20 protein-coding genes, 1 tRNA gene and 1 pseudogene are annotated in these 19,637 nt (G+C 64.1%); 11 read left to right on the plus strand and 11 right to left on the minus strand.

The window, feature by feature from the left end; genetic code table 11:
- Positions 1 to 121: 121 nt before the first annotated feature.
- Positions 122 to 580: a MaoC family dehydratase gene (locus tag TL10_RS16375; protein WP_043986421.1), complete on the minus strand. Its 459-nt coding sequence runs from the start codon at positions 578 to 580 to the stop codon at positions 122 to 124.
- A gap of 168 nt (positions 581 to 748) precedes the next feature.
- On the opposite strand from TL10_RS16375, the gene TL10_RS16380 reads away from it, so the two are divergent.
- From TL10_RS16380 to TL10_RS16400, 5 genes are all read left to right on the plus strand, one after another.
- Positions 749 to 1,876, plus strand: a complete 1,128-nt coding sequence (locus tag TL10_RS16380) for an acyl-CoA dehydrogenase family protein (RefSeq protein WP_043986422.1) — start codon at positions 749 to 751, stop codon at positions 1,874 to 1,876.
- 49 nt (positions 1,877 to 1,925) lie between these two features.
- Positions 1,926 to 3,062, plus strand: a complete 1,137-nt coding sequence (locus TL10_RS16385) for an acyl-CoA dehydrogenase family protein (RefSeq protein WP_043986423.1) — start codon at positions 1,926 to 1,928, stop codon at positions 3,060 to 3,062.
- Between the two features lie 53 nt (positions 3,063 to 3,115).
- Positions 3,116 to 4,024 (plus strand): SDR family NAD(P)-dependent oxidoreductase, encoded by a 909-nt coding sequence (locus TL10_RS16390; RefSeq protein WP_192830248.1) that lies wholly within the window; start codon positions 3,116 to 3,118, stop codon positions 4,022 to 4,024.
- A gap of 64 nt (positions 4,025 to 4,088) precedes the next feature.
- The gene (locus TL10_RS16395) at positions 4,089 to 5,294 is read left to right on the plus strand and encodes an acyl-CoA dehydrogenase family protein (protein WP_043986424.1); all 1,206 of its coding nucleotides are present in this window, start codon (positions 4,089 to 4,091) and stop codon (positions 5,292 to 5,294) included.
- A 287-nt stretch (positions 5,295 to 5,581) separates the two neighbouring features.
- Positions 5,582 to 6,265 (plus strand): acyl-CoA dehydrogenase family protein, encoded by a 684-nt coding sequence (locus TL10_RS16400; protein WP_338048660.1) that lies wholly within the window; start codon positions 5,582 to 5,584, stop codon positions 6,263 to 6,265.
- Between the two features lie 71 nt (positions 6,266 to 6,336).
- On the opposite strand, the gene TL10_RS16405 is transcribed toward TL10_RS16400, so the two are convergent.
- Together TL10_RS16405 and TL10_RS16410 are read right to left on the minus strand one after the other, a co-directional pair.
- Entirely contained in the window at positions 6,337 to 7,497 is a 1,161-nt protein-coding gene (locus TL10_RS16405; RefSeq protein ID WP_043986426.1) for a thiolase C-terminal domain-containing protein, read from the minus strand.
- Positions 7,494 to 8,699 carry a Zn-ribbon domain-containing OB-fold protein gene (locus tag TL10_RS16410; protein WP_043986427.1) on the minus strand — a complete coding sequence of 402 codons (1,206 nt, stop codon included), beginning with the start codon at positions 8,697 to 8,699 and terminating at the stop codon, positions 7,494 to 7,496. The genes TL10_RS16405 and TL10_RS16410 overlap by 4 nt, the downstream gene beginning before the upstream one ends.
- A gap of 127 nt (positions 8,700 to 8,826) precedes the next feature.
- Here TL10_RS16410 and TL10_RS16415 point away from each other — a divergent pair, with 127 nt between their 5' ends.
- The 5 genes from TL10_RS16415 (at position 8,827) to TL10_RS16435 (ending at position 13,658) form a co-directional block, all read left to right on the plus strand.
- Positions 8,827 to 9,690, plus strand: a complete 864-nt coding sequence (locus TL10_RS16415) for an SDR family oxidoreductase (RefSeq protein ID WP_192830249.1) — start codon at positions 8,827 to 8,829, stop codon at positions 9,688 to 9,690.
- A gap of 11 nt (positions 9,691 to 9,701) precedes the next feature.
- Positions 9,702 to 10,850: an acyl-CoA dehydrogenase family protein gene (locus tag TL10_RS16420; protein WP_043986471.1), complete on the plus strand. Its 1,149-nt coding sequence runs from the start codon at positions 9,702 to 9,704 to the stop codon at positions 10,848 to 10,850.
- On the plus strand, positions 10,847 to 11,959 hold the full coding sequence (locus tag TL10_RS16425) for an acyl-CoA dehydrogenase family protein (RefSeq protein ID WP_043986428.1): 1,113 nt from the start codon (positions 10,847 to 10,849) through the stop codon (positions 11,957 to 11,959). The genes TL10_RS16420 and TL10_RS16425 overlap by 4 nt, the downstream gene beginning before the upstream one ends.
- A gap of 75 nt (positions 11,960 to 12,034) precedes the next feature.
- Positions 12,035 to 12,775 carry a FadR/GntR family transcriptional regulator gene (locus TL10_RS16430; RefSeq protein ID WP_043986472.1) on the plus strand — a complete coding sequence of 247 codons (741 nt, stop codon included), beginning with the start codon at positions 12,035 to 12,037 and terminating at the stop codon, positions 12,773 to 12,775.
- A gap of 91 nt (positions 12,776 to 12,866) precedes the next feature.
- On the plus strand, positions 12,867 to 13,658 hold the full coding sequence (locus TL10_RS16435; RefSeq protein ID WP_043402992.1) for an enoyl-CoA hydratase: 792 nt from the start codon (positions 12,867 to 12,869) through the stop codon (positions 13,656 to 13,658).
- 73 nt (positions 13,659 to 13,731) lie between these two features.
- On the opposite strand, the pseudogene TL10_RS16440 reads toward TL10_RS16435, so the two are convergent.
- The 7 genes and pseudogenes from TL10_RS16440 to TL10_RS16470 all read right to left on the minus strand — a co-directional run bounded on the left by TL10_RS16440 (position 13,732) and on the right by TL10_RS16470 (position 18,019).
- Positions 13,732 to 14,376: pseudogene (locus tag TL10_RS16440) on the minus strand (CAP domain-containing protein).
- Positions 14,373 to 14,681, minus strand: coding sequence for a DUF732 domain-containing protein (locus tag TL10_RS16445; RefSeq protein ID WP_234711467.1), 309 nt, complete (start codon positions 14,679 to 14,681; stop codon positions 14,373 to 14,375). Before TL10_RS16445 ends, TL10_RS16440 begins: the two are co-directional and overlap by 4 nt.
- Positions 14,682 to 14,747: 66 nt before the next feature.
- A complete protein-coding gene (locus TL10_RS16450; protein ID WP_110789106.1) occupies positions 14,748 to 15,380 on the minus strand; it encodes a hypothetical protein in 633 nt (210 codons plus the stop codon).
- Between the two features lie 45 nt (positions 15,381 to 15,425).
- Positions 15,426 to 16,049, minus strand: coding sequence for an Rv1363c family protein (locus TL10_RS16455; protein ID WP_043986431.1), 624 nt, complete (start codon positions 16,047 to 16,049; stop codon positions 15,426 to 15,428).
- Positions 16,050 to 16,872: 823 nt separating this feature from the next.
- Positions 16,873 to 16,963, minus strand: a tRNA-Ser gene (locus tag TL10_RS16460).
- Positions 16,964 to 17,021: 58 nt separating this feature from the next.
- Positions 17,022 to 17,480, minus strand: a complete 459-nt coding sequence (locus TL10_RS16465) for a nucleoside deaminase (protein ID WP_043402988.1) — start codon at positions 17,478 to 17,480, stop codon at positions 17,022 to 17,024.
- A 20-nt stretch (positions 17,481 to 17,500) separates the two neighbouring features.
- Positions 17,501 to 18,019 carry a tRNA adenosine deaminase-associated protein gene (locus tag TL10_RS16470; protein ID WP_043986432.1) on the minus strand — a complete coding sequence of 173 codons (519 nt, stop codon included), beginning with the start codon at positions 18,017 to 18,019 and terminating at the stop codon, positions 17,501 to 17,503.
- A gap of 94 nt (positions 18,020 to 18,113) precedes the next feature.
- On the opposite strand from TL10_RS16470, the gene TL10_RS16475 reads away from it, so the two are divergent.
- Positions 18,114 to 19,058 carry a prephenate dehydrogenase gene (locus TL10_RS16475; RefSeq protein ID WP_043986473.1) on the plus strand — a complete coding sequence of 315 codons (945 nt, stop codon included), beginning with the start codon at positions 18,114 to 18,116 and terminating at the stop codon, positions 19,056 to 19,058.
- Here the strand turns inward: TL10_RS16475 and TL10_RS16480 are convergent.
- On the minus strand, positions 19,021 to 19,635 hold the full coding sequence (locus TL10_RS16480) for a putative glycolipid-binding domain-containing protein (protein ID WP_043986433.1): 615 nt from the start codon (positions 19,633 to 19,635) through the stop codon (positions 19,021 to 19,023). The two genes, TL10_RS16475 and TL10_RS16480, sit on opposite strands and share 38 nt — an antisense overlap.
- Positions 19,636 to 19,637 lie beyond the last annotated feature (2 nt).

Raw genomic sequence — 19,637 nt, forward strand, 5'->3', positions numbered from 1 at the left:
ACTTCCGACGCCGTCCCCGACCTCACGGGCGCGGCGGAATATGGGCGATTCCCCACCACGTCGTACGGGGGCATAGTCCTGCTCATATCGACGCCTTCGACTTCCCCGCGCCGCGTTGACCTCAAAAGACATAACGCGCAATCAGGTCGGCGACCACCGCAGGCGCGTCAGATCCCTCAACTTCGACGGTGTGCCGCACCGTCAAGTTGACGGTGCGATCATCAATCCTCTTGGTGCTCAGCAATTCCGAGCGAACCCGGATCCGGTCTCCCGCCCGGACCGCCGACAGGAACCGAACTCTGTTGAGCCCGTAATTGATTCCCATTCGCGCGCCCGTCACCCTGAAAGTGTCCTTGCTGAGTTTCGGCAGCAGCGACAACGTCAAGAAGCCGTGTGCGACCGTGCCCCCGTACGGGCTCTCCGCAACAGCCCGGTCCGCATCGACGTGAATCCACTGGCGATCCTCGGTGATGTCGGCGAACGCGTTAATCCGTTGCTGATCAACAACCTTCCATTCGCCAACGCCGAGCAGTTGACCAACCGCCACAACAGCATCGTCCGCGCAAGTTATGACCTTCATCTACTTCTCCTTATTTCGCCCGCCCAGCTATCGATATAGCTGGGCTGTCAGCAGCGTCAGCGTTCCGGCCACCGGGACACTCGTAGACGCGAGATAAACAGTTATATATTTATATATAGCAGACGGGATCTCGAAAGCGCCTTGAGCGCAGGAGGAGGGGAGGACGGGATGCGGCTCACCGCCGATGAAGCAACCCTGCTGGGTGATTCGGTACGCGCTGTCTGCGACCAGCTCGCCACCGAAGAGCGGGTCCGCGCCGTTGCGTACGGAGGCGACGGTATCGATGCCGAGCTGTGGAGAATCCTCAGCAGGGAGGTCGGTGTTACAGCCATTGCGATCTCGCAGGATCTCGGCGGCGCCGGCTACGGTGCGATGGCCCTCGGTGTGGTCGCCCACGAACTTGGCCGCGCGCTGGCGCCGGTGCCATTTCTTTCTTCGGTGGTTCTCGCCACCGGCCTGCTGCTCGAAGCCGCTGATTCAACCGAGGACGTCTTGGCAGCACTCGTCACCGGCGAACGAACCGCGGCGGCGATCCTCGGACTCGACGGCGGTCCGTGGGCACCCGGTACCCCGATCGTTACCGCCACCCGCATCGACAGCGGGTGGACATTGCGCGGAACCGCACGACATGTGCTCGGCGCTCAACACGCCGACGAACTAGTCGTCGTCGCTCTGCCCGACTACAGCGACGAGCCGGCAGTCTTCATCCTCCACGCCGACACCGAGGGCGTCACCCGCACGCCCGAGCGCGTACTTGACGCCACCCGGCCGATGGCCACGGTTTGTTTCACCGCCAGTCACGCCCGGAGACTCGCCGGCCCGCGACCCGCTGCTGTTGCGATCGCCAGGGCCGTGCACCGAGCTATCGCAGTGCTCTCTGCCGAGCAGGTGGGTAGTCACGAACGGGTTCTGGAAATCGCCGTGGACTACGCCCGCACCCGAACCCAATTTGGTCGCGCCATCGGCAGCTTCCAGGCCGTCAAACACCGCTGCGCCGATATGCTCGTGAACCTTGAATGGTCACGGTCGGCGTCGCACGCGGCGTTGCAAGCTGCCGATGATGTTGGCGACGGCGCAGCCGGAGAACTCGAGTGGCGCGCAAGCATGGCCAAAGCGGTGTGCTCAGAAGCGTTGCGCGACGCAACACATGCCAACTTACAAATCCACGGTGGCATCGGCTTCACGTGGGAGGACGCCGCGCATCTCTATCTCCGGCGGGCCCGGACCGACGAAGTCCTGTTCGGGCGCCCCTCGCTGCACTGGGAGCAGCTGAGAGACAAGGCCGAATTGCTATGACCGCCAACCGAATCGACGACGCCACAGCTCCCGGCGGAAATGCGGGCCGATGATGGAACCCAAAGAAGACGCTGAGGCGATCCGTGCGGAAATCCGCCAATTCTTGGTCTCCGCGCCCAAGCCGGACGGGTTGCGCAATTATGGCCCCACTCCCACCGACGACGACGTCGCCCCTGGCCGGCAGTGGCATCGCTATCTCGCCGAACACGGCTACGCCTGCCTGCACTGGCCGACCCAGCACGGCGGGCAGGACGCGTCCGTCTTGCGCCAAGCGATTTTCGCTGAAGAATGTGCTCGCGCCGGGGTCCCCCGGCAGCTCGGAATTACCGCGATCGACTTGGTCGGGCCCATCCTCGTCCACTTCGGCACAGCCCTACAGCAGAGCCGATACCTGGAGTCGATCCGGCTCGGCGAGCACGTGTGGACCCAGCTGTTCTCCGAACCAGGTGCCGGGTCCGACCTCGCCGGCGTCCGCACACGCGCCGAGAAGACAACAACGGGATGGCGTGTCAACGGCCAAAAGGTGTGGAGCTCAGCAGCCAACTCAGCGCAATACGGTCTGCTGCTGGCACGCACCGGTACCGACAGCCATCACGGCCTCAGCATGTTCGTCGTGCCGATGGACGCAGCCGGCGTAACCGTGCGGCCGGTGATCCAGATCGACGGCGAGAGCAAGTTCAACGAAGTCTTCCTCGACGAAGTCGAACTTGACGAAGACGCCTTGATCGGCCAAACCGGACAAGGCTGGCAGCTCGCCATGTTCACCCTCGGCCGCGAACGGCTGACGCTGGGCTCCCAAGCGGTATCGATGTTCAAACAACACGCGCAGATGGCTCAGGCAGCGCGCGACCGCGGACTTTTGGATCCCGTGCTCGCGAGGTCGCTCACCCGGCTCTGGACGAAAATGTGGCTACTACGGGCCACGTGGCAGCGCGCCGTCGAGCACGGTGACCTCGCCTCACCAGCTTTCTCAGTGCTCAAACTCATGACCTCGGAAACCGACCGCGACCTCGGAGACTTGGCCACAGATGTGCTCGGCACGGACGCCTGCGCGCATTCCGACGACAACGACCTGGTTCACAGCATGTTGGTCGGCCGCGCCCAGACCATCCTGGGCGGAACCAGCGAAATCCAGCGCAACGTCCTCGGCGAACGCGTCCTGGGCCTTCCCAAAGAACCACGCTGACGCCGCCCGCATCTCACCGTCCAATACTGCGTAAGGCTAAGGAGCCAAATCCCATGACCGCACCTTTGAGCGGGCAAGTCGTCCTTGTTACCGGCGGCGGACGCGGCATCGGACGCAGCCACTGCCTGGCTCTGGCCGGGCTCGGCGCCGCCGTCGTCGTGAATGACCCCGGGGTCAGCCGCGACGGCAGTGGCGGCCAACCCGCACCGGCGGCAGCCGTCGTCGAGGAGATCAAAGCCGCCGGCGGAAGCGCCATTGCCCACACCGGTTCCGTGTCATCGTGGTCCGACGCTGCCGACATGATCTCCGCAGCGATCGACACCTTTGGCACGCTGACCGGGGTGGTCAACAACGCCGGCATCCTGCGCGACGCCACCGTGGCGACCAGCACCGAAGAGGATTGGGATGCTGTGATCGCAGTGCACCTGAAGGGCACGTTCGCCGTCACCAGACACGCCTGTGCGTACTGGCGTGGCCAATCGAAATCCGGCCGCCAGGTCGACGCGCACGTCGTCAACACCACCTCAGGTGCCGGTTTGTGGGGCAACGTAGGGCAATGCGCGTACGGGGCCGCGAAAGCAGCCATAGCGAACCTGACTGTCGTCACCGCGCTCGAGGCGCGTCGCTACGGCGTTGCGGTGAACGCGATCTCGCCCCTGGCGGTGACCCGAATCAGTGAGGATTTCTTCGGTGCCCACCAGGCCGCTGACGCTGCATTCGACCCAGCCCGCAGTTCACCGGTGGTGGCGTGGTTGCAGTCACCGGAGTCCTCCTGGCTGACCGGGCAGATCCTGCGCATCAACGGTGCTCAGCTCACCAAGGTGGAAGGATTTACGGAAGCTGCGAGCTGCTATCACGCCAGTAACGGAGAGTCGCTGCAGTACAACGAAATTGGTGATGCTGCCAGCTGGCTCTACGGTACCGCGCCCCGTGGTCTCGCGGGTCCGCTCCCCCACATCTGACCCGACAGGGCCAGGACCCGAAAAGCCCGGGGCCGCCGCGGCCCTACCAGAGCGAGGAGAAGCGATGCCCGTACCCGCCGACGGCACCTGTACCGACCGTGCTCGGGCTTACCACCTAGACCTCGCGCACTACCGGCACGAGTTCCGCCGCTATCTGCGTCACTTGGAGTGGTCCACCCAATGGCGCGACACTCCACACACCAGTGCCGAATCGGCAATGGCCCACGGCGCTACCGTGCTAGCCCGACTCCACCAGGCCGGCTGGAACCGCTACGGCTGGCCCGAACACGCAGGTGGATTGGGCGGCAACGAATTACACCGTGCCGTGTACTACGAAGAACTCGGTCACGCCATGCTCCCGGTACCCGCCCAGCACTGGACGTTGGAAACCCTGGGCCCCGCTCTCATCAAATTCGCCCCCGCGCTGGCGTCGGCATATCTACCTGGCTATCTCCGCGGCGCCGAGTGGTGGGGGCAGTGCTTCTCAGAGCCGGAAGCCGGCAGTGACCTGGCAGCATTGCGGACCCGCGGCACCGACGACGGTCGCGGCGGACTCATCGTCAACGGTCAGAAGATATGGACCAGTCAAGGCCCGACCGCGACCCGGCTGCTCGCGCTCGTACGTACCGGTACCACCGAAAGCCGCCACCGTGGTTTGACGATGGTGCTGGTCGACGCCGATACCCCCGGCGTCACCGTACGTCCGATCGCCTTGGCCAGCGGACGCCGCGAACTCGCTGAGGTGTTCTTTGACCACGTCAGGGTGCCCAACACCCGAATCGTCGGCGAAATCGACGGCGGCTGGGCCGTCGCAATGCATCTCATGCAATACGAACGAGGCATGTACGGATACGCAGTACTGACCAGCGCGCTGACAGAACTTGGGCGGCTGCGCACGCACATCAGTGCCTACGGCGCCTCGCCCGCGCAACGTGAACGATTCGCCCGCACATATGTCGCGGTGCTGGCCGCCCAGGCCCGCACCGCCGACACAGTGCACAAACTGGCCGACGCCAGCGTCGTCGGCCCCGGCAGCAGCATTGACAAACTGTTGTTCAGCAAAGCTGAAAAGGCTGTCCATGAACTGATTTTCGAGATCAAGCACGACTTCATCGTCACCGGCGCTCCGTCCGGCACCCCCGAAGAGCGGAACCACGCCCGCGCTGACTGGTGGTACTCGAGAGCGGCAACCATCATGGGCGGTACCGCCGAAGTGCAACGCGGCATCATCGCCGACCACATCCTGCAGCTGCCTAGGGAGAAACGCTGATGCCCACTATCGATGACGACGCTTGGCCGATGGTCGAAGAAGCCATCTTGCGCCTTTTTGCGGGCCTACCCGCCGGAGAGCATCTAAGGCTTGGGCAACGGTTGGTCGAAATGGGTTGGGAGGAAATCGAATCGGAATATCCGATCGAATCCGTCGAGCTACTGTTTCGCGCGCAGGGCCGACACCTCGCACAAACTGACTGCCTCGACCGAGTGATGCTCGCGGAGCTGAGACCCGCCATTCACGGCGCCGCCGACTCAGTCCTACTACCGCTCCCTGACACCGTTGTGCCCGACCGACAGCAGGTCACCGGAATTGTGCTGGGCCCGCTGCACGGACGGGTCGCGGTTCCGGTGCTCGGTCCGCACGGGGCCATAACTTTGGCCGTCATCGACGCCCAGCATCTCCGTGGCGTCGCCCTCGACACTTTCGACCCGACCACTCGTTGGACTCGCGTGTGGGGCCCGCGTCCGATCACTGCCTCCGTCGACGCCACCCCGGAGTGGAATCGCGCGATTGCCGCCGCACATCGCGCATTGGCCACCGAGTTGACCGCGGTTACCGAACAAGCTCTTCAGATCGCAGTGGAACACGTGGCGGTTCGCACACAATTCGGAACCGCAATCGGCGCGTTTCAATCCCCTCGTCATCTGTTGGCCGATGCCTGGGCTGACTTGGCCGCTGCCCAAGCCTTGACCACGAACGCATGGCGCTATGGCGGACTGCTCTCGGCGCAGGTGGCCAAGGCCGCAGCCGGCCGCGCCCACCGCGTCGCCGCAGACGCGGCGATGCAAGTCTGCGGAGCGATCGGATTGACTGCCGAGCACCCACTGCACCGCTGCGTCACCCGAGGCGTGCAGCTCGACGCGTTGTGCGGTTCCTACTCTCAGCTTGAGACGCAGTTGGCCGAGCAGCTTTTCGCGACCGATGACGCCCAAGCCGCCCTGCCTGCGGTCATCGCCTGCGGCTGACCACAGACTCCTCCGAATGCAAATTCCATCCGATGCTGGCGGGCACCTTGGCGCCCGCCAGCATTCGGCCCCTACCCCCTGTCGGCAGACAGGATCGTGACTGCAGCCACCGCGGTCGGTCCACCGACGTTGTGCGCCAGACCAATACGGGCACCGTCTACCTGGTTCACCGCCTCGCCACGTAGTTGACTGAACAGTTCGTAGCACTGAGCGACGCCCGTTGCGCCCGGTGGATGTCCCTTGGCCTTGAGGCCTCCGCTGGGGTTGACCGGCAGCGCACCGCCAACATAGGTCTGGCCTGACTCGATCAACTTGTAGGCCATATGGCGTTCAGCGAAGCCGAGGTCCTCGTAGCTGATCAGTTCTACTCCGGTAAAGCAGTCATGCACCTCGGCCACGTCGATATCGTGCGGACCGATACCCGCCATGGACATAGCAGCCTTTGCCGCGCGTACCGTCGCGGGGAACGAGGTCATGTCGTCCTTGTGCTGATGCATCACCTTGTCCATGCCCAGCCCAACACCACGAACCCAGACCGGTCGGTCCGTGTAACGGTCGACGACGTCTTCAGCAGCGAGAATTACCGCTGCGGCGCCGTCGCTCTGTGGGGTGCAGTCATACAACCCGAACGGGTCGACGACTATCGGCGCGGTCAGCGCCTGCTCGACAGTGATCTCGTAGCGCAGCTGTGCCTTTGGGTTCTTGACCGCATGGAAGTGGTTCTTCACCGCCACCATCGCCATATGTTCCTTGGTGGCAGGCGATTCGTGCAGGTAACGGGTTACGTGAAGGGCGAAATTCGCCGGCGCTACCAGACCCAGCGGATAGTCCCAGGCATTGTCGCGGGTCAGCGTCGCCCATTCCCAGAAAGTCGAATTCGTCGCCGTTTCCCGCACTTTGTCCGCCCCGAGTACCAGCACCACGTCGTACAAGCCCGAAGCGATCGCGATCGCGCCATTACGAACGGCGTCATTGCCTGTCGCACAAGCATTCTCGACCCTGCTAACCGGTATTTCGGTGAGATCGAGAGTATCGGCCACGATGCCCGTCGGGAACCCATCGCTGGTGGTCAGCTCGCCGAACCAGACAGCATCGATGTCAGCCTTTTCGATCCCCTTGTCGACATGTGCCGCCGCTTCGGCATAGGCCATCGGCACCAAATCTTTGAGACCCAGACCGAAATGTTCAGCGAACGGCGTCATCCCGGCCCCGACGATTGCAACGTTCCTCATGCTGCCACTCCTTGCTTTCCCGGCCAGAATGCATAGCCATAATCTGGAATACCGGTCCGGACCGCGATCCTGCGGAACACCACCGCACCGGACTGTCCAACTGCCACCTCTCCGGCCGCTACGCCGGTCACTTTGAGCAACACCCGCACCGGGCTCTCGTCAAGTTGGACCACCGCCAATGAATAGGGTCCCGGCAAGTCGGGAACTGCGATCCTCACCGTTGTGTGGGTATAGACGGTGCCGGTGCGCGGCAGCGGCTGCATCCCATAAGGGGCCACCAGCTCGCCGGCCGAATCCACCCGCACTCGGGGCGGAAACACTGGTCGGGCCTCGATACCTGGCCGCTCTGCGAAAATTGCTGCCTCCCAGCGCAATTTCGACTCGAAGGCCCGCGCATAGGCGGCCAACGAGATCGGGATACCCGTCCCAGATGAACAGATGACCGGCGGCAGCTCCCGGGCGGGTGGCTCGTCACGCACTACGAGCGCGGAGCCTTGGCCCAAGGACAACTCTGCCACCGTCACACTGGACTGCTCGACGGCAACTATCCAGCCCGCCGCCCGTCGTTCGATCCCCTCAGCGATCGAACGCAGCACCGCCGCACCGGAACTGGCGAACTCGGTGATCGCCGCAGACGCGTGCCACTGTGAATCCAACTGCGCCGCCTTTGCACCAACGATCCCGACCACGGGGCCCGGACCCGACAAATTCAGCTGTGCCAGAGCGCCCTGAACACCCAGGTTGCGTTCGAGTCGGGCATCGCCATAGACGTGCCGCACTCCATCACGGCCCCGCGCCACTGTCGGCAGGCTACGGCTCCGCCGGGCCAGTACCCGAAGCCGAGGCCCCGACGTTCCGGTCAATAGCGCGGCAGCACCACCTGACTCGTCGACTGCGATCAGCAGAGTGCTCTCAAATGCCTCTGCAACAAGGTCCAGAACTGTCGGCGCTCCGCCGAGCACTTCGGTGACAGCCACCTCGGCGGGCAGCGACAACCCGGCCAACAGCACCGCCCCGTTTCCACCTTCCAGCAGCGGAAAATCACGCGACACCAACACTACTCGGGTGGCAATGCCGGCTGGATCGGCCGCGCGTCCCGCAGCCACCGCCATCGTCACAGCATCTTCATCTGGCCCCGTCACACGCTTGCCGCCGACTTGCCATGGCGGCAGATATGTCCCGATCGACACGACCGCGCTCATTCGGGCCCCTTTTTTGGTTGGCGTGACGGGGTTGTTCCCTCATCACTCTTAGTAGGTATATAGTTATATCATTAACTATATAGCCAATTCGGGCGAGCTCACGCGAGCCGACGAAGGTAGGAGATCCGTGGAAAACACAACACCGCGCACACTGAACAATCGCGTTGTCATCATCACCGGCGCCAGCCGCGGCATCGGGCGCGAAATCGCCATCCGAGCCGGGGCCGACGGCGCTCGTGTCGCGCTGCTGGCCAAGACGGCCACTCCGCACCCAAAGATCAGCGGAACTCTCACCGAGACAGCGCAAGCCGTCCGGGCCGCCGGCGGGCAAGCTCTATCACTGGTGTGCGATGTGCGCGACGCCGCCAATGTTCACAACGCGGTTACCGAAGTGGTCGCCACCTTTGGCGCCATCGACGTAATCATCAACAACGCCGGCGCTCTGGACCTCCGCCGCACACCACAACTGCCACCGAGAAACTTCGAACGCCTGCTCGCCACAAACGTGGCAGGCCCATTCGCCCTTGTTCATGCCGCGTACGACCATCTGCGTCGCTCTGAGGCTGCGCACATCCTCAATATCTCGCCGCCGTTGAACCTGCAACCCTCTTGGGTGGGAGCCCACGCCGGTCACACTGTCGGCAAGTACGCCGAAAGTCTGTTAACCCTCGGTTGGGCAGCCGAATTCGCGTCTGTCCCCATCGCGGTCAACTCACTGTGGCCCGCCACTACCGTCGCCAGCACCGGCATGATCACCGCGATGGGCGAAGACGTGGTGACGGCGCAGGCCCGGATCCCTCAGATCATGGCCGACGCCGCCCACGCGATCGTGACCCGACCTGCCGGCAGCTGCAGCGGCCACTTCTACACCGACGAAGCCGTCCTGGCCGAAGAAGGTGTCACCGACTTCTCGCGCTACCGGCTCGCAGCCTCCGAGGAAGACCTTGCTCCAAACTTCTACCTGCCCGCTGCCGCGCTACCCACTGTGTAGAGGTGAATCCGGTGAGTAGCTTCGACGCGCTGTGCGCCAACGAACCCGATCTGGCCGCCCAACGCAGCCGCATTCGTGACTTCTTACGGTCCGATCGAGCTGAATTCAACTGGGAACCCTCGGTCGACGCCTGGCTCAGCGAATGGGATCCCGCGTTCAGCGCGCGTCTCGGGGACGCCGGATTCGTCGGACTCACCATTCCCCGAAGCTATGGGGGCCAGGGGCTGGGGTACTTGCACCGTTACGTAATCACCGAAGAGCTGCTGGCCCAGGGCGCGCCAGTTGCTGCGCACTGGATAGCCGACCGCCAAGTGGCACCGGCTCTGCTCGCCTACGGCACAGAGGACCAACGGGACCGGCTGCTCGCACCAATCGCCGCCGGGCGGCTCCACATGGCCATCGGGATGAGCGAACACGAGGCAGGCTCCGACCTGGCTGCCGTGCGGACCAAAGCCACACCCACTGACCTTGGTTGGGTTCTCAACGGCACTAAAACCTGGACCAGCGGCGCCCACCGCGCACACCAGATTGTCATTCTCGCCCGCACTGCTGCACTCGACCCGACCAACCGGCACGCGGGCTTGAGTCAATTTCTCCTGGACCTACGCACGCCGGGCATAACCATCAGCCCGGTCGTCTCAATGTCCGGCGAACACCACTTCAATGAGGTGCATCTCAATAACGTCAGCGTCCCCCACTGCGCTGTCCTCGGTACGGTCGGCAACGGCTGGCACCAAGTGACCTCCGAGCTGGCCTTTGAAAGAAGCGGACCCGAGCGGGTGCTGTCCACCGCACCGCTGATCGAGGCCACGATCTCTGCTTTGGCCGCCGGCCCCACCATCGATCTGCACGTTGCTGCCATGCTCGGCGAATTGCTCGCCCGGCAAGTCTCGCTGCGCCAACTGTCGGTCTCCGTCGCCCGCACGCTGGCCGATGGCGGCGATGCCGCGACGAAGGCGGCGTTGGTCAAAGACCTCGGCACCCGTTTCGAACAGGAATCGGTCGACATCATCGCTGATCTGCTGACCTACGCACCGGACCGTCCAGTCCTACGGGACCTTCTCGCCAAGGCATGGCTCCACAAACCCGTCTTCACACTCCGCGGCGGTACCAACGAAGTGCTGCGCGGCGTGATCGCACGAGAAATGGGACTGCGATGACCGTCAACAACGCATTGGCCGGTGGTGTCTTCGACGCCGGACCAATCGAACCTGACGACCACACAGCACTGCTACGCGACCTTGTCGATCAGCTCGGAAAACGTTCCTTCGACTCCCGCGTCGGTCGTCGGAGCCGACCCGACGTCTTCGACGACACGCTGTGGCGCCGGCTCGAAGACACCGCGCTGGAACGCCTAACCACCACCGCCGACGTCGATGCCGGCCCTGCCGAGGTAGCCACCCTGCTATACGGGCTCGCCCGCCACGCAGCCGCGGTGCCGATCGCCGAAACCGACCTACTCGCAGCATGGTTGGGCCGACAAAGCGGACTCGAGCTGCCCCGACGGGGGCCGATGACCGTCGCTATCGCCGACGCCACGACGACGCGAAACCATCAGATCACCGGCACAGCCACCGATGTGCCGTGGGCTGCCACCTCAACGATCGTCGTGCTCGCCCGCATTGCCGACATCCACTACACCGGGCTGCTCTCGGAGCCCGACATACGAGGCGGCCACAACCTCGCCGGGGAGCCCCGGGACACGGTGCGCTTCACCATGCCCACCGACCATCTCCGTGCCGTCGGCGAGCAAGTCCACGCCGAATTGTGTCGCCGCGGCGCCTGGGCCCGCTGTATGCAGATGATGGGAGCGCTGGACGCCAGCGCCGCGCTGACCCTGGCACACACCCGTGAACGTAAACAGTTCGGACGAGCACTGAGCGACTTTCAATCCGTTCAGCACGCGCTGGCGGCCATGGCCGGACAGATCGAACGCGGCCGCGCCGTCGCCACGCTGGCCGTCGCTGCCGCCAGCGACTTCGGATTTGCCTCGCAACAAACCGATTTCGCTGTCACCGTCGCCAAGACCGTCCTCGGCCGCGCGGCCGCGGACGTCATCACCATCGCCCACCAACTTCACGGCGCCATCGGAATCACCGCTGAACACCCGCTGTGGCTATTCACTACCCGACTACGCAGCTGGTCCGACGACTACGGCACGGCCGTCCATCACGCGCAACGCCTCGGCCATGCCGCCTTGGCGGCTTCCAGCGCATGGGATCTGACGATCGGGAGCGGCGTCCAGTACTCAGGTGGCCGACTACGCTGACAGATTGGCTAATGTCAAACCAAATAATCAATTAACGCTATGCGCGCCGCAAACCGGCGCGGTGGAGGACACATCATGGACGTCCGCAGCCTCCGAGAACCCAAGATGGCCGAACGCGTCGCCGCGGTACTCCGGAAAATGCTCGTGCGGGGTGAAATCGCCGAGGGCACCATGCTCCCTCCCGAGACCGAACTCATGGAGCGGTTCGGCGTGTCCCGGCCAACGCTGCGGGAAGCGATTCGGGTGCTGGAATCTGAGTCCCTCATCGAAATGCAACGGGGTGCCCACGGCGGTGCCAGAGTCGCACGGCCCCAGCGTGAAACTCTTGCACGCTACGCCGGGCTCATCCTCGAGAGGGAAGGCGTCACCCTGCGCGACGTCTATGACGCCCGGGTAGCCATCGAGACCCCCATGGTCAAACAACTCGCCATTGAACAAGACGCCGCTACCATCGCCGAGCTCGAAGAGATTGTTGCTCGCGAATCGACACTGCCGCCCGGAAGCCGCGGAGTCGATCAGCTGACAGACTTTCACGCAGCGATCGCCCGGCTGTCTTCCAACAACACCCTGCGCATCATCAGCGAGATGCTGCACCACATCATCGAAAAGGCCAACCGGTCACTGCAGCCAACCACCGGTCCACGCGCCGAACAAGCGTTGCGCCGCTCCGCCAAAACCCACCGGATGGTGCTGGACTTGATCAAAGCGGGCGATGCCGAGAAGGCCGGTGAGCTATGGACCAAGCACTTGCAGAAAGCCGAAGAATTCCTGTTCGCCAACTCGGAGATGTCCACTGTGGTCGACCTATTGGAGTAAGCCGGTTCGCACAGTTGACCGCCGTCCAGCAATCCGCCGTACCGCCGACCAGGGGGTGGCGCACTCAGGATCTAGATCCATGGAGAATCCCATGACCACCTCATCTGTCGTTCAGTACCGGGTCGAGAACCGCGTCGCGATAGTTACCGTCAATGACCCGGACCGCCGCAACGCCGTCTCCGCGGCAATGTCCATCCAGCTGCGGGCCGCGATCGCCGAGGCCGAAAGCGACAGCGGTGTACACGCATTGATCGTCACGGGCGCAGGCAAGGCCTTCTGCGCGGGCGCCGACCTGAGCGCGCTCGGGACAGCGACCGAGGAGGGCCTGCTGCGAATTTACGACGGCTTCATGGCCATTGCCGAATGCACGCTACCGACGATCGCAGCGGTCAACGGCGCCGCAGTCGGCGCCGGGCTCAATCTCGCTCTAGCCGCCGATGTCCGTATCGCCGGCCCAGATGCCATGTTCGACCCGCGCTTCCAGAAACTGGGCATCCACCCCGGTGGCGGGGCAAGCTGGATGCTACAACGCGCGGTCGGTCCACAAATGGCCAGAGCCGCACTACTTTTCGGCATGAAATTCGACGCAACCGCCGCAGTGCAGCACGGACTGGCACTACAGGTCGCCGACGACCCAGTAGCCGCAGCCCTGGAGTTGGCAGCCGGTCCTGCGTCGGCGCCGCGCGAAACCGTCCTGGCGACAAAGGTATCGATGCGAGCCACTGCAGCACCCGGCTCGATTGACACCGATCTGCATCGTCTTGCGCTGCGCACGGAACTCGGGCCTCAGGCGATCTCGATCGCATCACCTGAATTCGCGGCTCGCTTGGCTGCACGTTCTACTCGGCGTCGACACCCGCGATCGTCCGAGGTTGAAGCGTAAGCAATTGGTGGCGTGTTGTTTTCGGCTACGTGGTGCCGTCACGCCGCAATCGGGCAAACCTTAGTGACGTGCCCTATACCGGCGGATAGGCCGGGGGTGGATAGACGCCGCGCAAAGCCCATGGGAACCAGTTGAAGAAATACTCGACCTCATCGCTGGCGTCGTAATCTGGACTCGGATCCATACCGTCCCACCTATCGTCGTCGTCTCACGCCATGGATCCACTCCGGCAGCGCACGATCTAGGCCGGAGTCCCATAGACAGCCACCACCACCGAGCGGTCGAGTCTGTTCTCGGACCAGACTCCCATTTCAGTATTGGCGCAATTACTCATGATCGCCATGTCGGCGGGGTTGTAATACCACTGGTTGAGGATCTCGATGCCGTTGATGGCGAGCGCCGGGTTGATCGCGACGGTTTCGGCAACAGACCCACGATAGCCCGCTGCGCGTGCACGATCTGCGACAGTCGCGTTGTCAGAACCGTTGTCGCTGTCCGGATTTCGGTTGGCCATGAGGTCGTCGGTGCGCCATTGCGCTGCAAGCTGCAGTTGGCTGTTCATTCGTACGTTGTTGGTACAGCCGGCCTGGTGCTGAATGGTGTAGATGTTTGCGACCACGCTGTTGTTAAGCCGGCTGTTGTCGGCAAAAGCTGCTGGGGTGGCCGGCAGTGTGAGTCCGATGGCGCTAAGTGTCAGCAGTACAGAGGTTTTCATCATGGCTCGAGGACGGGTCGGTAGCCGGCGGCGGACTGGCGTAGCTGCCAGATCTGGGCCGGACATAATTCGTTGAGGGCCTGGTTGATCAGATACCCGGCCTGGTATTCATCGGTGGTTTGCATGTCGACTTTGACCTTGCCAATCAGCTGACCGTATAGGCGGCCCGCGGCGACGTCATCGCACAAGCCATAGCCGTACTGCAACGCATCGTCGGGTCCGCTGAAGTGATAGCCGGGCCGAACCACGGTATTGAGCAGGTAGGCGGTCGCGTCACTGTGTGCAACAGCTGTACTGGGCACTGCCATTGCGATGACGGCAACAGCCGAAGTCGTTCCAAACCTGAATCGACAGATGGACATGATGGGATCGGCCTAGATCGGTTCGAATTGAGAGATGAGCCAGCGGTTACCGACTTTGTCCAAGTTGACTTTCACGCACGAAGTGCTGGAGGTCGGAGCGTCAGAACCGACGATGATGCTCTGGTTCACGAACAGGAGCACTACCGCGTGCTGACTGCTGGCGGACACCGATGCCGCAGCGGGGACCGTGGCAATCGAGGAAATGCGTTTCTGCTTCGCTCCGGGAATGACGACATCGCGGATCAACGATGAGTACGAATCGCGGAAGGCTCCGGTCAACCGATCACGAGCCGCGTTGAGTGTCGTATCAGCGGTATCGGCACGGTAGGACAACAGTGCCACAGAGCTTTCGGTCGCGGCTTGAACGGACTCGGAGCGGGCCGCGTCAGCCGCCGCAGCCGAATGGTCTCGGTAGGAGACGAACCCGACTGCGGCAGCCAAAATGAGGACCGCTGCCGGTAGCAGACCGAAAGCAATTACGCGGCTCCATCGCCTGCCGGCCCGTCGGCCCTCGCCTGCATCGTCGGTCGCAGCGTGCGTATTCGATTGTGATTCTTCAGCTTTTCCGTCCTGATCCACCGACTCGTTTGCAGTCTCGTCATCGAGATCGTCTGGCCGGGTGAGCGTTTCGCTTTTCGTCGTCACCGTAGTACTCCCGTGTGTTGTGGCAATTCGGAGGCGCGGTGGCCGTCAGGGTACGAATTCGACATTCGAAACCTTCGCGTCAGCGCCGTTGTCCTGAACGCTGATTCGCATGCGCCAACGGCGCGGTTCCTGCTCGGGGGCGCCCGCAGAGACCGTCTTCACCGACACAGCGACAAGCACTTGGGCACGATTGCCATCATGTGATTCGAGCCCAGCATCAGTGACAATGCCCGTCGAGACGGACCGCATCTGTTTCACCACGTCGATAAACGGCTTGGCACGCTTCTGGAAGTCATCGCGAAATGTGCCGGTGGACGAGTCCAGGATGCGCTGGACGTCCTTATCGACCTCGGTGTAGTTGATGGTGGTGAGGTTCATCGCGCCCTGTTTGGCCACTTCAACGAATACATTGCGCTGGTCGTCGGCGTGTTGATAGCGGTGGCTGTCGTAGCCGAGCCAACCGCCCAGAGCGATCAGTCCGACTCCCGTGGCCGCACTGACCACGACCGCCATCCGAACAGGCGAACGCCATTTCGAGGGAGCCTCTGCGACAATCTGTTTAGACGAATCGCCCTCAATTTCGATGTCGTCGACCGCATGCTTGGCCTCGCTACCGACGTCCGGGCTGTGCTCAGCCAGTTGCTCGATGGCGTCTGCATCGACTGCCATGCCTGCTCCTCATCGCTGGTAGGTGCTTGATCAAGGACGACATCATCAGTCGGCGAACTGGCTGATTGATTAGGCGCGAAACGTAGCGAGCCCCAACGCGAGGTGTCAACGATGCTTACCGCTGAGCGGGAGATCTGGCCATTTCCGTCGCAGGAACGCCATCGATGTGCCTGAACGCGCAGGCTGCGGCGTGCCCTCACGGTGGCAAATCGGCTGCCGCCCTGGACTATCTCGAACTTCGGACCGCCCGTACCCAAGCATCGAGACCTACCAATACCGGGACGGACAACCACCGACGCAGCTCCAATAGACCCGGCCAACTCGGGCAGCGAGTGGCGACCGGGGGCCAGCCTCATACGCCACCATTGGAGCGGCGAAACGACCATTCCGGCGGTGTGGCCCGACATGCCGGGATGGTCGTGGGAGTTGGAGAACACCAACCCCTTCCGCGGTGATCCGTTCTCATCTCACACCACGACTCGCATCCGACTGCGGCCGGCGATTACGTGCGCCTGTTCATCCTCGACGTCACCTTCTGGAGCTCGAGAACGAGCAGCGCACGATCTGCGGCACACCTGCGCATCGCTGGCAGGTTCAGCCGGGTGCAACCCCTGGCCCTGGCGCGGATGCTCGGGCGCAGGACGTCAGTGTGACACTGCACATCTACGAAGCCTGTTCGAGATGGATCTCGATGCCGTTGCGGTCACCCTGCACAACTCGTATTCACCCCGTGAATGTGGGCAAAGTGTAGGCGGGGACGGGTACAGAAGACACCCAGTAAACATTAAAATAGCCCCTCACCTGCTAGGCAGGCTCGGGGCTATGGCGGTGGCGGAGGGATTTGAACCCTCGGTGGGGGGTTACCCCACACACGCTTTCGAGGCGTGCTCCTTAGGCCGCTCGGACACGCCACCGTGTGGCAGCTTACCGGCCGCAGGCTTCCTTGCCCTAATCGGGCTCTGACCAGCGGTCCTACCTCTGGCGGGCGAAGAACTGCTCCATCAGCGCCGCGCACTCGGTCTCGAGGACCCCGCCGCGGACCTCAGGCCGGTGCGTCAGCCGACGGTCCCGGACGACATCCCACAGCGAGCCGACGGCGCCGGTCTTGGGCTCCCAGGCCCCGAATACCACCCGCGCGACGCGGGACATCACCAGCGCGCCGGCACACATGGTGCACGGCTCAACGGTGACCGCGAGCGTCGCGCCTTCCAGCCGCCAGCCGTCGCCGTGCACCGCGGCAGCCGCCCGCAGCGCCAGGATTTCCGCGTGTGCGGTCGGGTCCCCCAGCGATTCGCGGGCATTGGCCGCCCGGGCCAGCTCTACCCCGTCTGCCGAGAAGACCACCGCACCGATCGGCACGTCGTCGGCCCCGGCCAGTTCGGCGGCTTCCAGCGCCAGCCGGATCAGCCGTTCGTCAGCGGAGCTGACAATCGGGTTGCAGTCGGCTGCGCTCACCGCCCCAGCTTGTCCAATACCGCCACGAGTTCGTCGTTGAAGCCCATCTCCTGGGCGATGCGGCTGAGTTGTTCGTCGGCGTATTCGTCGTCGGCGAGGATCACACCGAGCACCGCCTCGGGCAGGCCCAGGTCGGCCAACAGCCCGAGGTCGCCTTCCTCGAACGGGTCGTCCTCTTCGAGCTCTTCCAGGCTCAGGTCGGCGTCGAGTTTCTCCAGCACGTCGGCCGCGATGTCGTAGTCCAGCGCCGCAGTGGCATCCGACAGCAGCAGCCGGGCGCCGGAGGGAGCCGGGCGGACGATCACGAAGAACTCGTCGTCGACGTTCAGCAGGCCGAAAACCGCACCGGCAGAACGGAGTTCACGAAGTTCGGTCTCGGCGGCAGTCAGATCCACCAGCGCCGCGCGCTTCAGCGGCGCGCAACGCCATGCGCCGTCCTCCCGGACGACCGCCACACCGAAGCCGTCGGGGAGATCGGCCACCTGCTGCTGAGCCTGCGCGCGCTGTACTCCCATGCAGACAACGCTAGTCCGCGCTCTGCAACTTGACCAGCGGTCCCATATGTACCCGGCCTGGGCCGTATGCAAACCTTGGAAGGTGACAACTCCGGTGTGTGTGCTGGGTTTGGGCCTCATCGGCGGCTCGCTGATGCGGGCCGGGCAGGCCGCGGGCCGCGAGGTCTTCGGATACAACCGCTCGATCGATGCGGTGAAGTCTGCGACTGCAGACGGCTTCGACGCGACCGAGGATCTCACTGCCGCCCTGAAACGTGCCGCGCTGAGCGAGGCGCTGATCGTCCTCGCGGTGCCGGTGCCCGCGCTGCCGATCATGCTCGAGCACATCCGCGACACCGCGGCGGACTGCCCGCTCACCGATGTGGTGAGCGTCAAAGGCAATGTGCTGCAACAGGTTCAGGAGTACGGCCTGCTCGACAAATTCGTCGGCGGGCACCCGATGGCCGGCACCGCGCATTCCGGCTGGACGGCCGGTGCCGCCGATCTGTTCGCCGGCGCGCCGTGGGTGGTGAGCGTGGACGACCACGTCGACCCCGACGTGTGGGCCCAGGTGATGCATCTGGCGCTGGACTGCCGCGCGGTGATCGTGCCGGCCCGCTCCGACGAACACGACGCGGCGGCGGCCGCGATCTCCCACCTGCCGCACCTGCTCGCCGAGGCACTGGCCACGACGGCCGGCGAGGTTCCGCTGGCGTTCGCGCTGGCCGCGGGCTCGTTCCGGGACGGCACCAGGGTCGCGGCCACCGCACCCGACCTGGTCCGGGCCATGTGCGAGGCCAACGCCGCCGAGCTGACGGTCATGCTGGACCGGGCCATGGAGCTGCTGAGCCAGGCCCGCTCGTCGCTCGTCGAGGCCCAATCGGTGGCTGAGCTGGTCGACGGTGGCCATGCCGCCCGGGTTCGCTACGACAACTTCCCCCGGCCGCAGATCATGACGACGACCATCGGGGCCGACGGCTGGCGCGAAGAGCTCGCCGCGCAGGGCCGGGCCGGCGGGGTGATCAGATCCGCTCTGCCAGTCCGGGGTAGCCGAGGATGAAGCCGTCGCCGTCGACGGTGATGGAGGTGTCGGCGACGGGCGAGTCCAGCTTGATCGGGTTGCCGGGACCTGCGCTGGTATAGCCGATGGTCACGGATTCGACCGTCAGATCCGGCACCCGGACGTAGACGACGGGCAGGGACACAGACGCCGTGCGGTTGTGCAGCCCGGTACGCCGGATGGGCAGCGCATTGAAGAACGGACTGAAGACGACGTCGACGTCCAGCGCTCCGTTGTAGGCGGCGCGGCGGGTCTGGTTCTGGTGGTCCTGCACCAGCCACATGTTCTCTTCGTCGCGGGCGATGGACAGCTGTCGCTCGCGCTGCGCGAGGGTGACGGTGAGGGACAGCCGTTTGGTCGCACCGCTTTCGTCGGTCACCAGGTCATAGGACGCGCTGAACGCGGGATGTATCTCGGTGGCAGCGGCGACGATCCGGCCATAGGCCTTGATCCGGTTGCCGGACAACTGGACCCGGACCGACTCCATGCGCGACACATCCTGCGCGCGCCAGGTCAGAATCGCCGGCCAGGCGGGTTCTGCAGCTTCGGGGCTGGCATCGGACTGGGCTGCGCTCACCC

This window comes from Mycolicibacterium llatzerense, from assembly GCF_000878195.1.
In the GTDB taxonomy this organism is placed as follows: domain Bacteria; phylum Actinomycetota; class Actinomycetes; order Mycobacteriales; family Mycobacteriaceae; genus Mycobacterium; species Mycobacterium llatzerense.